General features: G+C 59.0%; 19 protein-coding genes. All 19 read right to left on the reverse strand.

The annotated features are described in order from the left end of the window. Positions 1–159: 159 nt before the first annotated feature. Complete coding sequence (locus ACOTXI_RS04365) at positions 160–570, reverse strand: hypothetical protein (RefSeq protein ID WP_227009980.1); 411 nt, start codon at positions 568–570, stop codon at positions 160–162. 231 nt (positions 571–801) lie between these two features. After that, positions 802–2220, reverse strand: a complete 1419-nt coding sequence (locus tag ACOTXI_RS04370; protein ID WP_045410456.1) for a serine/threonine protein kinase — start codon at positions 2218–2220, stop codon at positions 802–804. Between the two features lie 24 nt (positions 2221–2244). Beyond that, positions 2245–4860, reverse strand: a complete 2616-nt coding sequence (gene tssH / locus ACOTXI_RS04375) for a type VI secretion system ATPase TssH (protein WP_058653350.1) — start codon at positions 4858–4860, stop codon at positions 2245–2247. Between the two features lie 38 nt (positions 4861–4898). Next, on the reverse strand, positions 4899–5942 hold the full coding sequence (gene tssG / locus ACOTXI_RS04380; RefSeq protein ID WP_058653352.1) for a type VI secretion system baseplate subunit TssG: 1044 nt from the start codon (positions 5940–5942) through the stop codon (positions 4899–4901). Next, entirely contained in the window at positions 5939–7810 is a 1872-nt protein-coding gene (tssF, locus tag ACOTXI_RS04385; RefSeq protein WP_058653353.1) for a type VI secretion system baseplate subunit TssF, read from the reverse strand. The genes tssG and tssF overlap by 4 nt, the downstream gene beginning before the upstream one ends. Before the next feature lie 2 nt (positions 7811–7812). After that, positions 7813–8376: a type VI secretion system baseplate subunit TssE gene (gene tssE / locus ACOTXI_RS04390; RefSeq protein WP_008502634.1), complete on the reverse strand. Its 564-nt coding sequence runs from the start codon at positions 8374–8376 to the stop codon at positions 7813–7815. Beyond that, entirely contained in the window at positions 8369–9181 is an 813-nt protein-coding gene (locus ACOTXI_RS04395) for a type VI secretion system accessory protein TagJ (RefSeq protein WP_008502635.1), read from the reverse strand. The genes tssE and ACOTXI_RS04395 overlap by 8 nt, the downstream gene beginning before the upstream one ends. Positions 9182–9190: 9 nt before the next feature. Continuing rightward, positions 9191–10189 carry a hypothetical protein gene (locus tag ACOTXI_RS04400; RefSeq protein WP_008502636.1) on the reverse strand — a complete coding sequence of 333 codons (999 nt, stop codon included), beginning with the start codon at positions 10187–10189 and terminating at the stop codon, positions 9191–9193. A gap of 16 nt (positions 10190–10205) precedes the next feature. Further along, positions 10206–11003 (reverse strand): PP2C family protein-serine/threonine phosphatase, encoded by a 798-nt coding sequence (locus tag ACOTXI_RS04405; RefSeq protein ID WP_008502637.1) that lies wholly within the window; start codon positions 11001–11003, stop codon positions 10206–10208. After that, on the reverse strand, positions 11000–12760 hold the full coding sequence (gene tagH, locus ACOTXI_RS04410) for a type VI secretion system-associated FHA domain protein TagH (protein ID WP_421633924.1): 1761 nt from the start codon (positions 12758–12760) through the stop codon (positions 11000–11002). Before tagH ends, ACOTXI_RS04405 begins: the two co-directional genes overlap by 4 nt. An 81-nt stretch (positions 12761–12841) precedes the next feature. After that, complete coding sequence (locus ACOTXI_RS04415; protein WP_008502639.1) at positions 12842–13249, reverse strand: putative T6SS immunity periplasmic lipoprotein; 408 nt, start codon at positions 13247–13249, stop codon at positions 12842–12844. A gap of 67 nt (positions 13250–13316) precedes the next feature. Next, positions 13317–13799 (reverse strand): Hcp family type VI secretion system effector, encoded by a 483-nt coding sequence (locus tag ACOTXI_RS04420; RefSeq protein ID WP_008502640.1) that lies wholly within the window; start codon positions 13797–13799, stop codon positions 13317–13319. A gap of 180 nt (positions 13800–13979) precedes the next feature. After that, complete coding sequence (locus ACOTXI_RS04425; RefSeq protein WP_084831952.1) at positions 13980–14429, reverse strand: T6SS amidase immunity protein Tai4 family protein; 450 nt, start codon at positions 14427–14429, stop codon at positions 13980–13982. After that, positions 14414–14908, reverse strand: a complete 495-nt coding sequence (locus ACOTXI_RS04430; protein ID WP_021240383.1) for a T6SS effector amidase Tae4 family protein — start codon at positions 14906–14908, stop codon at positions 14414–14416. Before ACOTXI_RS04430 ends, ACOTXI_RS04425 begins: the two co-directional genes overlap by 16 nt. After that, on the reverse strand, positions 14905–15336 hold the full coding sequence (locus tag ACOTXI_RS04435) for a Rap1a/Tai family immunity protein (protein ID WP_021240384.1): 432 nt from the start codon (positions 15334–15336) through the stop codon (positions 14905–14907). The genes ACOTXI_RS04430 and ACOTXI_RS04435 overlap by 4 nt, the downstream gene beginning before the upstream one ends. Positions 15337–15416: 80 nt before the next feature. Next, positions 15417–16916, reverse strand: a complete 1500-nt coding sequence (tssC, locus tag ACOTXI_RS04440) for a type VI secretion system contractile sheath large subunit (protein WP_013096181.1) — start codon at positions 16914–16916, stop codon at positions 15417–15419. Between the two features lie 3 nt (positions 16917–16919). Then, positions 16920–17444 (reverse strand): type VI secretion system contractile sheath small subunit, encoded by a 525-nt coding sequence (tssB, locus tag ACOTXI_RS04445; protein WP_008502644.1) that lies wholly within the window; start codon positions 17442–17444, stop codon positions 16920–16922. Positions 17445–17519: 75 nt separating this feature from the next. Further along, positions 17520–18530, reverse strand: coding sequence for a type VI secretion system protein TssA (gene tssA, locus ACOTXI_RS04450; RefSeq protein ID WP_008502645.1), 1011 nt, complete (start codon positions 18528–18530; stop codon positions 17520–17522). Positions 18531–18541: 11 nt separating this feature from the next. Next, positions 18542–19258 carry a type VI secretion system-associated protein TagF gene (gene tagF / locus ACOTXI_RS04455; RefSeq protein WP_008502646.1) on the reverse strand — a complete coding sequence of 239 codons (717 nt, stop codon included), beginning with the start codon at positions 19256–19258 and terminating at the stop codon, positions 18542–18544. Positions 19259–19272 lie beyond the last annotated feature (14 nt).

The raw sequence follows: 19272 nt of genomic DNA on the forward strand, positions 1-19272 counted from the left end.
TCAGCGCGAACGACTCGGACATCGCCTCGCGGCCCGTCAGTTTCCAGAACAGAAGCCCCTCCACCGGGAGCTGAACGGTAATTCGGTTGAGCATAATCTTTATTCCATCTAGCTTATGCGATGCAGATAAGAGGTTCTGCATCTGTGATAAAGCGTCATTCAAGAAAGGGGCTTTTCCCTCTTGATCATCCAAAAAACAAGAGAGTAGATTTTCAGTGACTCTGATGTGACAAATAAACCTACATTCAACCAGATGTTTGAAAAATCAAACATACTTACTAAAAGAGGGGACAATGAGACCGAACATCTGAATGAAATCAAGCGAAAAAATTCCTGAGCGAGGGCAAGTTTAACCGCTCCGATCTTTCGCTTGAAGAATAAACAGGCCGAAGTACACAAAGAGAGTAATAAAAGTAAGTCAAGCACAAAAAAAAGCATGACCAAAATGCTGAAACCATCACCTGCATAATAATGCAACGAATCACTAAACGCTTTTGCGTCAGAAATGAATGGAATTCTGTGCTGGCGAACTGAATTCACGCAATAAAGCAATATTGCGAGAAGATCCATACCTCCCCAGAAATACCATAGATGGCTATTTAAATGAGCGAGCTTGTTTTGTGTACGCCCGTTATTGTTATTTAAAAAAATGGGGGAGCACATATTGGCTTCAACTCAACCCTCCGGGTTAGGAATAAATTCAAAACGCACAAACAGGAGAGACAATCTTCTCGTACTCCTTTGAATGAAGCCTAAGACTTCGAAGATCGTACACTTCCATAGTCTCCCCTGTTTATATTCCTACGGATTCACCAGCCAGGTGCCCGGCTTGGTAATATCCAGCGTCTGGCCACGCGTTCTTCCGTTGCCCTGCAGTTCAATCTTCGCCTCACCGGCCGGCAGCTTGAGCGATGCATAGCCGTTGGTTCCCGGACGCAGCGCTTTTGGCTCGCCGTTCACTTTCAGCGTTTCGCCGTCGAGGATGCGGATATAGACCAACGCAACAGGGCTCGCGGCAGGCGGTGGCGTCTGCTGTGCCGTCGCCGGTTCGCTCACCTTCGCCGTTTCTGGCTTCACGTCTGGGGCGTTCGCGGCGGTTTCGGTTGGACGCGTCTCTGCCGGTGCCTGCGCAGCCTGCTCTGGCGCATCTTTGCCGCTGCTGAACAGCATCGCGCCAGCGACAACGCCGACCAGCACGCCTGCGGCAACCATGCCCGGGATCCTGTAGCGACGCCAGTCGAGCAGCGACGCCGGCTGTTCCTCCTCCACCGGTACCAGCATCGTGCCGGGCTTTTTCGCCGTCAGCACGTCGTTAATCCCGGCGACCGGCATCTCTATCAGCGCGGCGAACTCATCGATGGACTGTGGACGGTCCTCCATGTGCAGCGCCAGCGCGCGGTCAATGGCCTGCAGCAGCGGAATGGAATAGCCCTGCGGCATGATTTCCACCAGCGGTTTGCAGGTATCCTGAATCGAGCGCACCACGCTGACCGGCGGCGGAGAACCCACAATCAGGGTACGCAGCACGGCGCCGAGGGCGTAAATGTCCGTCCACGGGCCCTGCTCGCTTTCGTTGTCGTCGGTGTACTGCTCAATCGGCGCAAAGCCCGGGCGCAGCATGGTTTCCGTTTCGTCGGAAAGGTTACCGATGGTGCGGCGCGCGGAGCCGAAATCGAGCAGCACCGGCAGGCCGTTATCCTGGATCTGGATGTTATCCAGCGAGATGTCTCGGTGCAGATAGCCTTCGTCGTGGATGGTCTTGATCGCACCGAACAGCATCGGCAGCGTGCGGCGGATCCAGGCCTCGTTGATCAGTTCCGGCTTTTCCTCGCGCAGGCGCGAAAGCGTGGTGCCGCTGTAAAACAGCGTCCCCATGTAGGCCGTGTCGTTTTGCACCCAGAAGCGCAGAACGTGCAGCAGGTTCGGGTGGTTAAAGCGCGCCAGCAGACGGGCTTCCTGGATAAAGCTGTTCAGGCCTGCGGAAAACGCTTTGCCAAAGCGCTCGCTGCGCAGCACCAGGGTCATGTCGTCGCCGCGTACGGCGAGCGAGGAAGGCATAAATTCTTTGATAGCGATAGTGCGTTCGAGCTGGTGATCCCACGCGCGATAGACAATGCCAAAACCGCCGCCGCCGATCACCTCTTTGATTTCAAACTCGTTGAAGCGGTACCCGACCGGGAGCGCGTTTGGGACAGTCCGATTGTTATCATTATCCGTCATCTTTTACAGTTCTCTTGATGATTATTACGCGGCAAACTGACAGTGAAACTCGCCCTGCTCGCAGGTGACGTGCAGACGTCGGTACTGTTCGTCGCTGCGGCTGGCGGTAAGTAAGATCTGGCTCATCTGAGGCAGCAGGGTGTTGGTCAGAATAGCATCCACCATGCGGCCGCCGGACTCCACCTCGGTGCAGCGCTGAACAATCTGTTCCACCACGCTGTCGTCAAACTCAGAAATAATGCTGTGATTCTCCTCCAGACGACGCTGGATGCGCCTGAGCTGCAGGCGAACAATCTGCCCCAGCATCTCGTCGCTGAGCGGGTAGTACGGCACCACCAGCAGGCGGCCCAGCAGCGCCGGAGGGAACACCTCCAGCAGCGGCTGGCGCAGCGCGCCGCTTAAGGCATCAGGCTCCGGCATGAGGTCCGGATCGGCGCACATGGCGCTAATCAGCTCGGTGCCGACGTTGGAGGTCAGAATAATAATGGTGTTGCGGAAATCAATATGGCGCCCCTCGCCGTCTTCCATCCAGCCTTTATCAAAGACCTGGAAGAAGATCTCGTGGACGTCCGGGTGCGCTTTCTCAATTTCATCCAGCAGCACGACGCTGTATGGACGGCGGCGGACGGCCTCGGTTAATACCCCGCCTTCACCATACCCTACGTACCCCGGAGGCGCACCTTTTAAGGTGGAGACGGTGTGCGCTTCCTGGAACTCGCTCATGTTGATGGTGATGACGTTCTGCTCGCCGCCGTACAGAGATTCGGCGAGCGCCAGCGCGGTTTCGGTTTTACCGACGCCGGACGGGCCGCACAGCATAAAGACGCCCACCGGCTTGTTCGGGTCGTCGAGCTTCGCCCGGGAGGTTTTCACGCGGCGGGCAATCAGGTCCAGACCGTGACGCTGGCCGATAACGCGCTGGTTCAGCGTGTCGGCAAGGTTGAGTACCGCGTCGATCTCGTTTTTAACCATCCGGCCCAGCGGGATCCCGGTCCAGTCAGAGACGACCGCGGCGACCACGTTTTCATCCACCGCGGCAAACAGCAGCGGCTCGTCTCCCTGTAAGGCGTTCAGCGCCTGCTGCTGCTCCGCCAGCTGGCCGCGCAGCTCGGCGGTATCTTCTTCGCCCGCCGCGAACAGCGCGGCGCGCAGGCGGATAATCTCCTGCACCAGGCTGCGCTCTTTTTCCCAGCGCCGGGCCAGGGCTTCGCGTTTTGTCTCATACGCGTCGCGTTCGGCGCGTAATGCCGTGACGCGCTCGGCATCACCGGCCCCCACGCGCGCTTCGCGCTCAGCGATCTCAATTTCCACGTCAAGCGCAGCAAGGTGGCGCAGGCAGTCTTCCAGCTGCGCAGGCGGCGCGCTCTGGCTCACCGCGACGCGGGCGCAGGCGGTGTCGAGCAGGGCCACGGCTTTGTCCGGCAGCTGACGCGCCGGGATGTAGCGGTGGGACAGCTTCACCGCCGCGCTGACCGCTTCGTCGAGCAGCAACACCTGGTGGTGCGTCTCCAGCGGCGACACGGTGCTGCGCAGCATCAGAATCGCTTTCGCTTCGTCCGGCTCGTGAACCTGCACCGTCTGGAAACGACGGGTCAGCGCCGGATCTTTCTCAATGTACTTTTTGTATTCTGCCCAGGTGGTGGCGCCGATGGTGCGCAGCTGGCCGCGCGCCAGGGCTGGCTTCAGCAGGTTCGCCGCATCGCCGGTCCCCTGCTGGCCGCCTGCGCCAATCAGGGTGTGGATCTCATCGATAAACAAAATGATCGGCGTGGCGCTGGACTGGACTTCGTTAATGAGCGCCTGCAGACGGGCTTCAAACTCGCCTTTCATGCCTGCACCGGCCTGCAGCATACCGATATCCAGCAGCCACAGCTGAATGTTCTGCAGCGGCTCCGGCACGTCGCCGTCGGCGATACGCAGCGCCAGCCCTTCCACCACCGCCGTTTTCCCGACTCCGGCTTCCCCGGTCAGCAGCGGGTTGTTCTGACGGCGACGCATCAGGATATCGACCATCTGGCGGATCTCCTCGTCGCGCCCGACGACCGGGTCAATCTTCCCTTCCCGGGCGCGGGCGGTCAGGTCCTGACCGTACTGGGCCAGCGTCCCCTGAGCAGCCGGTACTGCACCCGCCGGTGCGTCGACAGCGGCAGCGGCCTGCTGCGTCTCTTTGCTGTTGGCGCAGATGGTATCGAACTGCTCAATCAGCACCTCGACGTTAAGGCGGGTGAACTGCGCCGAAATGCTTTTCAGCACGTTGGCCAGATTCCAGGTTTTGAGTATGCCGATCAGCAAATGGCCGCCGCGAATGCGGCTGACGCCAAACTTCAGCGAGCCGAAGACCCAGGCGCGCTCCACGGCGCTGTCGATATGCTCGGAGAGATCGGAAACGGAACTCGCCCCGCGCGGAAGCACATCCAGCGCGGCAACGATATCGCGCGTCAGCTGCTGCTCGTCGAGGGCAAAGTGGCGGATGACCTGCTGCAGATCGCCATCCTGCTGCTGCATCAGCTGATGCAGCCAGTGCACCAGCTCAACATAGGGGTTGCCGCGCAGCTTGCAGAACGCAGTGGCGCTTTCCAGAGAGGTAAATAACAGCGTATCCAGTTTGCCGAAAAGCACGGCACGGCTAATTTCTGACATGTTAGTTTCCATTAACAATGATTCGGTATACGGAAGGATTACCGCTCTGCGCGATACACCAGATCGCCGCGCGGGACAGGCTGCGGCTGAAGGCCCAGCCAGGTGTTATAGCCTAATCGCCCATGACTGCCGAGCGTGGCGCCCTGCACCGCGTCTGCGCGCAGGATCACCCGCGTTTCCCATTCAAACTCCACGCCGGCGTACTGACGCACCCAGTCGCGCAGCTCGGTGACCCACGCTTCACCCGGCAGAAAGCGGTTGTACTCCTCCGCGCTCAGCGGGCCAATCTCGATGCGAAACTTATGCTGCACGTCGCGGACGGCGACGCCGAGAAAGGCGGACACACCCATGCGCGGCATGCGGCGTCCTTCCCCAAGCTGCGCCTGCTCGCGCGTGGAGAGCGGCATCCACTGCGGCACGTTGCTGACCAGTTTGACCGGCGCCTTAAAATAGCTGCGCAGGATCTTCTCCAGCCCCTCCGGATCCCGCCCGTGACGGGTCAGGTGCCCGGCGTGGGTAAAACGCGCGTGCGCGCTCAGGCTGCCGTTGTCCATCTGACCCGGCTGGCCCATCCCAATCAGCGACGCCAGATAGCCCTCAAAGCGCTTGTTATCGGCGCGGTCCAGCGAGACGGTGGGCTGCGCATCCGCCCAGGCGCGGTAAAACAGCAGCGCAAGGCGGTGGTGGAACAGATCGGCAAACGCGCTCAGGCTGGTGTCCTGATGATGATAAATACGCTCGCGGGCGTACTCGGTCATGTGGACCGGCAGCGGGCCGTTCGGGCCAAACAGGCCGAAGCTGAGGATAGAGACCTCATGCAGCCCGCTCTCTTCCCGCTGACGCACCCTGGCCAGCGTCGACGGAGCAAAACTCATCGACGGCTGCTGGCCAATGCGCAGCGGTTCAAATTTTGGCAGCGGCGCGCGGCCCAGCGGGTAGCGCTCGCCGCCCTGGGCATCAATGCGCCTTAACAGCTGAAACAGATCGTAGCGCCAGGGCGTCTCACGGACGCCGTGCCAGAACGCGTCCGGCAGCTTCGTCAGGCGATGCACGCGCAGCGGTGCAGTGGCAGCGTCACTCATATCAGCGCCCTTTTACCCATGCGCGGCGCCCAGTAGCCAATCTCGCCGCGCTGCTGACTCTTCAGGGTGAACTCAGTGAAGCTGTTGATGGAGACCAGGCGGGCAAAAAGACGCTCCATCAGGCTGCCGAAGAGCCACGGACTTGCCCCCGAAAAGGCTCGCTCATCCACCGTCAGGGTAATGCCGATCCCGCGGGCGAACACCACCGGGCCGGGTTCAGGCACGCGGCGGTGAACCGGCTCCAGCACGCAGTGACGAACGCCTTCCACCTGACGCGCCACGGGCGTTTCGGCCAGGTTGGCGTACAGCCCTAACAGCTGGCGCAGCGCGGCCGCCCCCTCCTCATTGTCACTGTCCATCAGGCTGAGGTAGTTCATCTGCAGCTGGCTGATAAGCCGCCAGGTGCTGAACCCTTCTGCCAGCGCCGGACGCGGCGGCGTCGGCCCTTTACGCAGGGTGAGGGATTTCACCGGCATGGAGTCCGCCATAATGAACTCCCCGAGCTCCTGCTGCAGCATCAGCGGCAGGTCACGGCTGGTGCAGAGCACCTCGGCAGAGATATAGCGCAGATTTTCCTGCCACGGCGCGTGCTGTTCATCCACCAGCGAGACGAAGACCTCCGAGCCGATATAGCCGGTACGGGTGCCGTAGCGCAGGGCGTGCTCGGACAGCACGCGCTGCTCGCGTCGCAGGGAAAAATAGGCCCCGTAGTTGCCCGCATCGCCGCTCCAGGTGCTCCAGAACGGACGAAACGTCTGGTCATCACGCTGGCCGTCCGCGCTGCCATAGATTTTTTTTACCGCGTAGATTTCATAATCCAGCGGACGGATGTTATCGACCACCAGATGGTATTCATGCTGACCGTCATTAAGCTTCTGCCGCGCCGCAACTTTCGGGAACAGGTTGATGACGGGAGTGCAGTGCAGCGCCAGGTGGCTGGCATCGACCACGCGCTCCAGCTGTTCATCCGACTTATCCAGCAGGATGAAGATGTCGAAGGCTTTTTCTTCTTCACAGCGCTGGATCAGCGTGCTCAGGCCGCTGAGGCTAATGAAGCGGAAACGGGCCGGAAACGCGAAATACTCCTGCAGCAGGCGATAGCCGTCAAAGTTGCGCAGATCGTCCGGAAGCAGCGCCTGGTCAGGCTCAAATCCCTCCTGGCGCAGCGCGTCCGTCGCCAGCAGCTGCCGCTGCGGCTGCGGGCTGACCGTCTGACAGACGATCCCGGCGTGGTGCTCCATCACCAGCTCCAGCAGCTTCAGCGCCTCGATATCCGGACCGGCGAGGAAAAACTCAAGACGGTCAAAATCCAGGTGCCCGAGATGTTGCGGGCCGTCGCAGGCGATGCGGATCCGCAGGGCGCTGCCGATCCCCCGCTGGCTCAGACCCAGCTGTGCGAGCGGCAAATCGGCGGGGACTCCGCCCAGCTCGACCTTGTCGATTTTCAGCGGCAGCAGGTTGACCTCGTGCGCCGTGGTATAGCTGCAGGTCACGCCGGTTTTTTTCAGCGCCAGGCTGTCCATCATGGTACCGCGCGGCACGACGAAGCCCTTGCTCAGGTCGCCCCGGCTGCTGTCGGGCAGAATCTCCGCAATCGCCATCGACGGCGTGGGCGCAAGATAGTTCGGCGCAATCATCTCCAGCAGACGCTGGGAGAAGCGCGGAAACTCCGCGTCCATTTTCATCTGCACGCGGGAGGTCAGGAAGGCGAACCCTTCCATCAGACGTTCGGTATACGGGTCCGCCACGTCGATGCCGCGCATGCCCAGCCGTCCGGCGACTTTCGGGTAGCGTTCGGCAAACTCGGCCCCCATTTCGCGCAGGTAGGCCAGCTCACGGTTGTAGTATTCGAGCAGTTTACTTTCCATGATTACCCCGCATCTTTCAGTTCAAAATGGCCGTTTTCCAGATCGACATCGGTGCGAAACAGAAACTCCAGCGGGTACGGCACGCACCATAAACGCCCTTTGATCTCGATGGAGAGCACGTTGTGCAGATCCAGCGAGGAGGTATCCGATACGCAGCGGACCTGCAGCCCCTGCGGCAAAATGCGTGGTTCAAAATTGATGATGGCCTCGGTGAGCTTACGCTGAATGTCGTGCCATTCGATGTCCGACATTCTTTTCCCGGCCAGGGGCGCGACGCCGAAGTTAACCACCGAGCGGCTCACGTGCGGTAGCGCGCTTAAATCGCCGGAGGCATCGTGGTTGATGGTATTAAACAGCCACTGCAAATCGCGCAGCACATTGCGGCGCAGGGCGGCGTGGGTGATCAGATTGCTGTTGGCCGACTCACGCTTTTTTTCCGGGTCGTTATCAGTGAGGCGATCGAGCAGCGAGGGTTGCATTTTGTCGCGCGCCCCCACCTTCTCCTGCCTGCTGCGGGCTTGCCAGCCGCTGCGCAGCAGATCGCCTTCGCCAGCGGGATTACTCATCGGCTCCATCCGTCGCAAACGTCACGAGGCTTAAGGACAGCAGCGGGCTTTCGCTTTGCTCGCTCAGCCAGGCCTTCTGGCCCTGGCCTTCATAGAGCGTGCCGTCAGTATCGAGCGGGTGCCAGTCGGTGGTCCGCCCGAGTTTAACCGCGTCAGAGGCATCGGCCGCAAACGGGTAACGCGCCGGGATCTGGCACACCTGCTCCGTCCCGTCCGTCAGGCGCACCAGCGCGTGACGCCAGACCAGGTCGGTCACGCTGGCAGGCGCCTGGAAACGGATCTCCGCGATAGCGTTAAACGGCAGCCAGAAATAGCGGCCGTTGACGATGGTTTCGCATACCGGGCCGAGACGGGCATCGCCGTCCATCAGCCAGTCAAAGGCCTGCGTCTCCTCGTTTTCGAGGGTAATCTGGCCGGGGGTGGCCTGCGCCTGCTCAAGGGCTTCCAGACGCAGCGCCTGCGCGCGCTCGCCCTCCTCGCTCAGCGCCGCCGCAAGGGTGGTTAGCCACGGCCACTGGGTTTCAGGCATCGCCGGACGCGCCTGTCCCGCCATCACCTGCGCGCGCTGCAGCTCGCCCTGAATGGACTGCTCCAGCAGCGTGACGGTGGGTTTCGCCTGCGGCTTCAGCGCCAGCCAGCTTTTCAGCTGGGTCAGGGCACGCGTCCAGTTACCGCTAAGGGTTAAAAACTGCACGAACGCGGCGCGGAGGTCGGCATCCGCCGGACGGGCTTTGATTTCTGCTTCCAGACGCGCGAGCGCGTCGTTGAGCGACTCACCCGCCAGGTGTTGATAGAGCGTATTCATCGCCATTCCTTAATTTGCCGCGCGCCATGCGCCAACGGCCGGATCGCGCAGCTGAGGACGCAGGGTGTCAATCAGCACGATATTCAGCGGGGTGCCGGGTGCCACCCAGGCGCTCCAGGTTTTTTTCACCGCCGCGATACGCGCCTGCAGCTTTGCATCGTCGCTGGCGGTTTCACGGGAGATCTCCACCGCGACGGTGCCGTTGCTCTTCCAGCTGTTCAGGGTGCTGTCGTAAGGCAGGATCATCCAGCTCTGGTCGCTGTTTGGGGTGCTGAATACCATGCGCTCTTTGTTGACGGAGGTGATCAGCGCGTTTTCCGGGTCGGCGCTCTGATTCAGCCCGGTTACCGGGAAGCCATGAATGTACGTTACCGCCATCTCTTTCTGCCCGCCGTTGCGGGACTGCGACACAACGGTGTGTCCGCTCAGCCAGCTGCCGTTGCCGCAGCGGGTGGTGTCCGAATCCGGAATGAAGAGCGCCGGTGCAGAGGCGCCCCCTTCCCAGAAGGTGCGCAGGTGGCAACCGTCCTGCAGGGTAAACTCCTGCCACGGCGTACGGTCGGCGGCAACGGTGCGGGAAGCCACGTTCTGATCGGGCGGCAGTAACGCGCCGCTGGCTGGGGTGGCGGTGACGGTCGCAGCAGGCGCGGCCTGCTCCTGTTTCACCACCAGCGCCCAGTCCTGCGCTTTGCCTGCCGTGCCCTGTGCCAGCGTGGTACCCGCCGGATCGTTGAGCGTCCAGCTGAGTTTATTGACTTTACTGCACTGGTGTTCCAGCAGCGCGCCAAGACGCGGCACAAAGTTCTCCAGCACGGAGACGTCTTTCTTGCCGTTCGCCACAATGCGCAGCGCCACCTCAGGCTTACACCAGCTCTGCGGCGTGTTGTCTTTGATGTTGTCGATCCAGATATCCAGCTTCTGCGCAGGAGACTGCACGATGCGGAAATTTTCAGCCTGCGCGGTAGAGGTCGCCGCCAGAAGTGCCAAACCCGATAGCCAAAGTTTCATATCGTTCCTTGTGTGTCTAATCAGTTCCGCAGGGAAGAAATTGTGCTGCGTCAGAGAGGGTGTGCAGCAAAGTGGTGTCCTGAGGGTTGCCCATCCATACCGCCAGGGCAGTATAGTTATCCTGGGCATTCCCCTCCTGTTCGCCATTCTTTTGAATGATTTGGTTCATTAAGGTCAGCCACTCCTGCGGCGTATTCACCATATGCAGCGACTGCTTCATTTGCTCTTCGCTGACGCCGTGCCAGAACCCGTCGGTGCAGAGTAAAAAGGCATCGCCGTCTTCAACCTGCACCACGTCGCTGTAGCTCGCTTCCGGCCCGCCGTTTTCAATTCCCAGCGCCAGATAGAGCAGATTGCTGTTCAGGTTGTCGGTCTGGTGCCCGGCATCTTTCATCTGCTGCACCAGGCTGTGGTCGGTGGTCACATGCCACAGCCATCCCCGGCGGAACAGGTACAGGCGGCTGTCTCCGGCATGGGCCCAGTAGGCCAGCCCGTAATCACGGTCAATGAACAGGCTAACCAACGTCGTGCCCATCCGGCGATAGTCCTGAACGGCCTGCTGTTCGCTGAGAATAGTGCGATTCGCCGTCTGCACGTAGTCGCGAATATGCTGCGCATTAAGATGTTTGTCGCCATCAAAGCGGGAGATAATGCTGTTGCGGGCCAGCGCGGCGGCCACTTCGCCGCCCGGCAGCCCCGCGATGCCGTCGCAGACGACAAAGCAGGCTGAACGTTCCCCAATGGTTTCTCCCGTCTGATCCTGGTTGCTGGCGCGCGTCCCCTGGCGGGAGAGAGAAGCCGTTGCGATATTCATTTGTCTTCCGATCCGCTCTGTGAGTCTTTGTACTGATTCACCTCCATGTCATACGCATGAAGGAAGGCCTCGCCGAACAGGGTGTGGAAGTCGTCCTCAATCTCGCCCGCCGTCTCGCCATAGCTGCGAACAAAGTAGTCCCACAGGGCGGCTTTGCGGCTGCCCGGCAGCGCCAGACGCGAGGTCATGCCGTTCTGCTTCGCCTGCTCTTCCAGCTGTTCCGGGTTAAAGGACTGCAGCATCGCGGCAATAATGGCGCGGATGCCGGAGATCATGCCCAGCTGGTGCGCCTGCAGGTCGATCAGCGCGTCGCGCACGGATTTGGTTGGCGGCATAAAGCCCGGCATCGGGGTGCCGAACATCTGGATTAACACGGTTTTGCCGGTCGGCAACAGCTTGAACGGGTTGTTGGCATCGTCCAGCACCATGGTCATGTCGGCTTTTACGCCGCGCTTGAGAATGGAGCGCGAGGAGAGCAGCGCCACGGTCCCCTGAGAGAACATGCCGAGGATCTGCCCCAGCTGACGCATATTTTCACGGTCAAACTGCGGAACGGGCTGCATTTCGCTGAGTCCCATCCCCTCCAGCAGCGCCTCCAGCAGCTCGCCCTGCAGCACTTCGCCCTTCTCACCGCTGTTTGCCGTGGCGGCTGGGGCGGCGGCGTTATTGACCGGATCGATGCGCAGGCGGCCCTTCGGGGCCTGAGCGCTGCTGCGCGCAACGGCCTGTGGCGTCGGCATCGTGAAGCCAGCGTAATCCGGTCGCGCGGGTTCTTCTTCAGCACGCGGTTCCTCCTGCGGCTCAGGGGCGAACAGCGGAGAATCGGCCAGCGCGTCCTCTTCCTGCTCAGGTTCCGGCACGGGGGCTGGCTTCTCGTTAATCACGTCATCCGGATGGGTTAACGGCGCGCCGCCCATCAGCCCGAGCGGGTCGTCATTACGCGCGGCTGGCGCGCTGGACTTACCGCCAAACAGGGCCAGCGGATCGAGCTCATCCGTCCCCTCTTCGTTCGGGGCTGGCTGGGTCTCAACCGGTGGCACCAGCGTGGAAGGCGTAACGTCGTCAAAAATGCTCTCTTTTTTAAACAGCGCTTCGTCGCTGAACAGCGAGTCCGGATCGACATGCTTACGTTCGAGCGTGGGATCGCTGTCGTTGAACATCGCCAGCGGATCTTCGGCGTTACGCTCCGGGGCTGCAGGCTGGGAGAACGGATCGTGCGATGCCGCAGGCTGCGGTTTTGTACGGTTGCTGGAGATGCTGTCGGAGATGGAAAACTCCTGCATCAGGCTATCCCAGATCTCCGTTGGCACGGCGGTCGGCTCGGCTTTCCCACGGGGTGCGGCACTCGCCGGTTTCGGCTGCTGCGCAGGCGCAGGAGCCACGGTCGGACGCGCCTGCTGGTGCAGGCTGGCCGCCATGCGGCTCACGGGCTGGGTATCGTGGATCAGCTCGGTCACTTCGATACGGTAGTCATCAATACCGAGAATGTCGCCATCCTGCAGCTCAACCTGACGCCCTCGCTCCAGCGGAATGTCATTTAATACCACACGGATAACGCTGCCGCGGTTGGTGACGCGGCATTCGCCCTGAGCGTCCACGTGAACAATGGCCTGCAGACGAGAGATGGTGCGGTCATTGTCCGGCAATACCAGATTGTTATCCGTACCGCGCCCAATGGTGCCGCCCGGGGCGTAATAATCACAGCTGCTTTGCGGCGGCTGATGACCGGGTTTCGTAGAAATAATCGTGAATCGCATGGCGTATTCCTGCTGGTATGATTAGCGCTCAAACGCTGCCGCTCTCGGGGCGAGAACGGCGGCGTTTGGGGTTAACACATTCTATTCAGTCTGCGTAAGCTTAAACTGGCCTGAGGGACCTTCTTGTAAGGTGAAGCGGGCCGCATAGCGAATAGAATCGTTTTTCCCTGACACCTTCAGGGCAACATCATATTCTCCGGCTTGCCACGCAATCCCCTGCCACTGGTGACACTGTTGGGTCGTTAACGTCACTTCAGGGCTAAACGTTGACGGCGGCGATACCGCTTTCCATTCATTTCCCGCGCGTTTCATAATGGTGGGTGAATGGCTGGTGACCGGCGCTTCTAACCCGGAATTAGCAGGGATAGCAAAGCAGGGTTCATTATTTTTCAGCGTTACCGAAAGCGACTGATATTGTTCTGGATGAGACAAACAGGCGCTGACCATTAACGTGACTGCAAACACACCGAATAACTTTTGCATAATCATGCCCGCCAATCCTGAGGGCTCTTGAGGTTGATAATGACCGGGGAAAACTCCCCGGCCACATGCGCAATTACGCTTCTTTGTTCTCTTTGATGTTCCAGCCAGCGCTGCTTTCAGCACCTTTACCACCCGACGTGGTCTGCTCCCAGTACTGCTGTTTCACTTTCGCAGCCTGGAATGCATAGGTCACACCAACGGTATCGCCATTGTCAGCACCGGTATACTGAACAGAGGTCACCAGCACATCTTCCAGCGTGATGCGGGAGTATTCCACCTGCTGGCCGCCCGCTTTACAAACGGACAGCTCAACTTTAGTCAGGTGTTTACCGCTTGCGCAGTGTTTCAGGATAGCGGTGGTGGATTTGTCGATCAGTGCGTTAACGTGCAGGTCGTTAAAGTTAACTTTACCGGCACCGCCGCCACCGCCAACGCTCATATTACCTGGCTGGGAAGCGCCCCAGGAGAAGGAGGTAATATCAGTCCAGCCGGTGTGGTTAGAATCTTTCGATTCGCCCGTAACACCCTCGACCTTCAGAAACATATCAATAGCCATAATATCTACTCTTCGTGGATGAACAATATTGCTTTCGAAAAAGCACTTATATGGCAAACAGGAAAGCATGGGGCTGAATAAAACCGTCCATATTTTACCTCTGCCTCATATCAAATGACCCGTGTCATTTGACAGTCTTACATTCCCCCGGAATAAATGGAAAGAATGTGAAGTCTTTTACTACTGCGGGTTATCCTGAATCCAGGTGCGGTCAGGATTTCCGATGATTAATTGAGGAACAAGTTTATTAAGTTCGTCACTATGATAAAGACGCAGACAATTTAACGTGACACCTTTTACGTCGGGCTTTCGCTCAGCATGAAACCCGTTAATGTGATCTTTATATTTTCCAATGAGCGCATCCATTTTCTCAGTGCCATTTTCAGCATCAAAAGGTATCCACTCAATGAATGCACTCGCAGTGCGAGCGGCGTCAGTAGAAAACTGGCTGCCTTTATCTGCCACCTGCGCAAGGCAGCGCGCAAGGACAAAATCTTTAACTACCTGCCGGTATGTTTGCTGCTGATAAAAATCAACGTATGGGTTATCGCCGCGAGCAGAAAAACATAAGCAAGCGAGCAAAAGAAATGCTGTCTTTAGCTGCCTGGATGAAATTATTTTAATTCCCAAAACCAGATTTCCTGACAGTACGGAAAGCAATCGGAGTTACATATAAACGAATTATTACTCAGAGGCTCGATAAGGTCGATATGACCACCGCCATACCCATCAATTTTATTGAAGAAAACAACGCCTTTTCGGCCCAACATCGATCGCGCACCCGCCTCACGATCGGTAAAGATTTCTGCCTTGCCAAACACATGGGATTTATAAAGTTGATCCGCAAGTAATTTTGCGCCGGGTTCGATTGTTTTTCCTTTATAGGGGCCCGACTTTATGGGTAAACGCCCTGTGAATTCAACATTACATTTTAACAATGCCAGACTCATTCTTACCGCACAGGTATTTTCGTATGCCGGTTGCTGCTTGATAATCGTTGAATAATCATAGCCAATTTCTGAGAAGACCTGTTCACCCGAGGCAAAACCCGCGCGGGTATGATTTGAAGAGTAATGCTGACGTTTTAGTTGTTCGTATAATGGTCTCATTTGTCACTCTCCTTTTTGCACGGGCGTAATTCTTTCATTCCGTCAATGATGATTTTTGAAGCGCGTTCCTCGCCTTGCTGTTTCGATAAGTTCGCAAAACGAGAATAGAGAAACTCATGTAGCGTATTTGGCAAAAAAGGCCTGCCCTTGCACCATGCAGTGCCCTCAGACGCGTCGACTACGCCGAGAAGATACATATTTGCCTTGATGCGTTCACGTTCATTCGTTTTCGACAGCCAGGCTTTAGCGAAACGATCTGCACTCAAATTTAAATCGTATCCCGTTAACAACGTCGGATCGCGTTGAAAGTTTGATGTGTCATCCTGAGGCAATGCTTCCGCTTGAGGGTATTTATAATTTCCGGCGTCCGCGCTTGCCAGAGTAGAAACTGCCAGCAAACTGGTTGCGATCAAAAGTCTATGTTTCACCGTATATCCTTATTCACTGACAGAAATTAGCTAAGCTCTTTACGTTCAAATGGCCGGCCCCTGCGGGCCGGCACTCATCATCACGCGTCTTTCGTCTTCAGCGACGGCAGTTTAGATACCAGACGCAGAGAAACGGTCAGACCTTCCAGCTGGTAGTGCGGACGCAGGAAGAACTTCGCGGCGTAGTAGCCCGGGTTGTCCTCAATCTCCTGCACCTGCACTTCCGCAGCCGCCAGCGGTTTGCGGGACTTGGTCTCCTGGGAGGAGTTGGCCGGGTCACCGTCGACGTAGTTCATGACCCAGTCGTTCAGCCAGCGCTCCATCTCTTCGCGCTCGCGGAAGGAGCCGATTTTGTCGCGCACGATGCACTTCAGGTAGTGGGCAAAACGGCAGCAGGCGAACAGGTACGGCAGGCGAGAGGCCAGACGCGCGTTGGCGGTGGCATCCGGGTCGTGGTACTCGGCCGGTTTTTGCAGGGACTGCGCGCCGATGAAGGCAGCAAAGTCGGAGTTTTTGCGGTGAACCAGCGGCATAAAGCCGTTTTTCGCCAGCTCGGCTTCACGACGATCGCTGATGGCGATCTCGGTCGGGCACTTCATGTCCACGCCGCCGTCATCGCTCGGGAAGGTGTGGCACGGCAGGTTTTCCACCGCCCCGCCGGACTCCACGCCGCGAATCGAGGTGCACCAGCCGTACTCTTTGAAGGAGCGGTTGATGTTGGCTGCCATCGCATAGGCCGCGTTCGCCCAGGCGTAGCTGTTGTGGTTCGCGCCGTCGGTCTGCTCTTCAAAGTCAAAGCTGTCGACCGGGTTGGTGCGAATGCCGTACGGCAGGCGCGACAGGAAGCGCGGCATCACCAGGCCCAGATAGCGGGCATCTTCGGATTCACGCAGTGAACGCCAGGCGGCGTATTCGGTGTTCTGGAAGATCTTGGTCAGGTCGCGCGGGTTGGCCAGCTCCTGCCAGGACTCCATCTGCATCACGCCCGGTGCGGTACCGGTAATGAACGGACAGTGCGCCGCAGAACCGATGCGCGCCATTTCCCCCAGAAGCTCAACGTCCTGCGGGCTGTGGTCGAAGTAGTAGTCGCCGACGATGCAGCCAAACGGCTCGCCGCCGAACTGACCGTACTCCTGCTCGTAGATCTTCTTGAAGATCGGGCTCTGGTCCCAGCCCACGCCCTTGTAGCGCTTCAGGGTGCGGCCCAGCTCCTGCTTGGAGATGCTCATAAAGCGGATCTTCAGCATCTCGTCGGTTTCAGTGTTGTTCACCAGGTAGCTCAGACCGCGCCAGGCGCTTTCCAGCTTCTGAAACTCTTCGTGGTGAATGATCTGGTTCACCTGCTGTGACAGCTGTTCGTCGATACCGGCAATCAGGTTCTGAATGGTGCGGTAGGTATCGTTCGAGAAGGTGACGGTATTTTCCAGCGCCTGCTGCGCCAGGGTTTTGACCGCGCTTTCGACGGCGGAACGCGCCTGGTCGGTTTTCGGGCGGAACTCTTTGTTCAGCAGCGCGCTGAATTCATCCTGGCTGAACGCCTGACCCGCCTGCTGCTCGTGTTGTTGAGTCTGGTTGCTCATCGATTATTCCTCGCTACCTTTCGCGCTTTCGTCATTTTTCGGCAACTGGCTCAGGGATTTGAGCAGCGTCGGATCCTGCAGAATTTTTGCGATCAGCTCTTCCGCACCGTTTTTACCGTCCATATAGGTCAGCAGGTTGGAGAGCTGGGTACGCGCTTCCAGCAGCTTGTTCAGCGGCTCAACCTTGCGGGCCACCGCGTCCGGCAGGAAGTCGTCCATGCTGTCGAAGGTCAGATCGACGTTGAGCTTACCTTCGCCGGTCAGGGTGTTATCCACCTGGAACGCCACGCGCGGCTTCAGCGCCTTCATGCGTTCGTCAAAGTTGTCGATGTCAATTTCGAGGAATTTACGCTCGTCGACGGCCGGCAGGTTTTCCACCGGTTTGCCGACCAGATCGGCCATAACGCCCATCACAAACGGCAGCTGAATTTTACGTTCTGCACCGTAGATCTCTACGTCATACTCGATCTGCACGCGGGGGGCACGGTTACGTGCGATGAATTTCTGCCCACTGTTACTCATTGCCATGATGTTCTCCATCAAAGATGCGCGGTGAAGGTGAAACGCCAGGCTCCATGCCTGACGTCATAATGCCTGGACGCGCTATTCGCGGCGCCCAAAGATGTTTTCCAGTTGGTTAACGCCGTCTGGCGCCAGGTCGCGAATAATGTCCATAAAGTTAAGTTCTGACAGCCGCTGCACCCGTTCAATCATCAGCGGTGCGGGGTGGCTCGGTTCGTACTGCGCAAAATACTGCTTCGCTTTTTCCAGCATCAGCTGGGCGTCGGCGCGGCTGGTGACCTGCACGCTGCGCCAGTCGGTCACCGGCTGAACGGGCTGCGTAGCCGTCGGCTGCTGCTCAGCCTGGGCCTGCGCATCACGGTTCGGCAGCAGCTTGCTGATGTCGGTCACCTGACAGGCGCTGGCCACCAGCCCCACGGTTTTCAGCAGTTGCTCCATCTCCGGCACGCCGCTTTCACCGAGATGCCCGATGAGCAGCTCGCGAATGGCCAGCAGACGTTCGTTAATGACGATGACCGCGGCGGTCCCCGGCTGGTCGCCGCGAGCCAGCTCGTCAATCAGCCGCGGGCGCCCGCCGGGATAGTCCGGGCATTCGGTTTTACTGCCGTCCAGCAGCGCCTGGGCATCCCGCAGCGAAATTTCATCGCCGTTTGAACGCAGCAGCGAGGCGTTGCGTACCGCGACCGTCAGGTCAGATTTATCACTCAGCCCGGCGAGAGCGTTGATGCGGTAGAACGGGTCGGTTTCACCGTACTCTTCGAGCAGCGGATAGAGCGGCTCCCAGTAGCGGGCGATCGCCTCCTGCACCAGCAGCAATCCGTCCGCGTAGCCCGCCAGCCCGCGACGGCGGGTCCAGGCATGGGTTAACGCCAGCAGGACGCGAAGATCTTTGGTGCGGGTCAGCAGGCTGGTGGCGTATTTTTCGACCGTGTTCCAGTCAGCAGGCTCCGCCGGGATGATGGTGTCGCCAAACTGCTGTTCCGCTTTCCCAAGACTTGCCTGGTTCATCGCCTGGAAGTCAGCGTCGTACTCCAGGTTTTCGCCGCAGGGGTTGTCGGGGCTTATGGGCGCGAGAAATTCTTCGATATTCATGAGATCCCTGCTTATTCAAACATAGGCGGATAGAGACCGTGACGGCCCGGACGGGCGCCCCCTGCCGGATCGAACAGCAGGGTGAAAAGCTGCCCGGTAAAGTTGCCGCTGTGCACGTGGGTGTAGAGCGGGTATCCGTCGCAGCGGTTGGTCCACCAGTAGCTGGTCTGACGCAGCGGGTCAAAGCACTCTGCCGCCTGAGGCCAGCCCAGCGTGCTCTGGCCGTCCTCGTCGTAGCCAATCACATCCAGGATGTCGGAGCGCTTTTGCGGCTCGACCGGCTGCGGCGCCGGAATGGACATTAGCATCTCGTCGAGCTGCGAGGCGGAAAAACTGTTGCGCACCGCGTGCAGCCCCAGGCGTCCAATCTGCTGATACCAGCTTTCGGCCTGGCTGAGCAGGCTGGTCGACCACTCTGACGGGGCGAAGCTCAGCTGAATGCAAACCGGGTATTGTCGGCCGACGCTGTCGCGCCCGGGCAGCAGACAGCCCATCTGGATCATCTGGCTGCCCAGCATGGGCGGTACCACAAAATTCCAGACGGGTGCTTTCTGAAACGGGCGCTCGCCGCTGCGCTGCTCTTCCTGCTGCCAGGCCAGCAGACCGACCTGGAACCAGTGCGACCACTGGCGCTGTAAGGTGTCAGGAAAGCGGCGCTGCAAAAAATCTCCGGCGCTGGGTAACTTGCCATACCAGCTGTAGCGGTTCATCGCAGGGGTATTCGTCATACGGCTGTCCTTGC

It is taken from the genome of Enterobacter cloacae complex sp. BZL2005 (genome assembly GCF_049238885.1).
GTDB lineage: Bacteria > Pseudomonadota > Gammaproteobacteria > Enterobacterales > Enterobacteriaceae > Enterobacter > Enterobacter roggenkampii.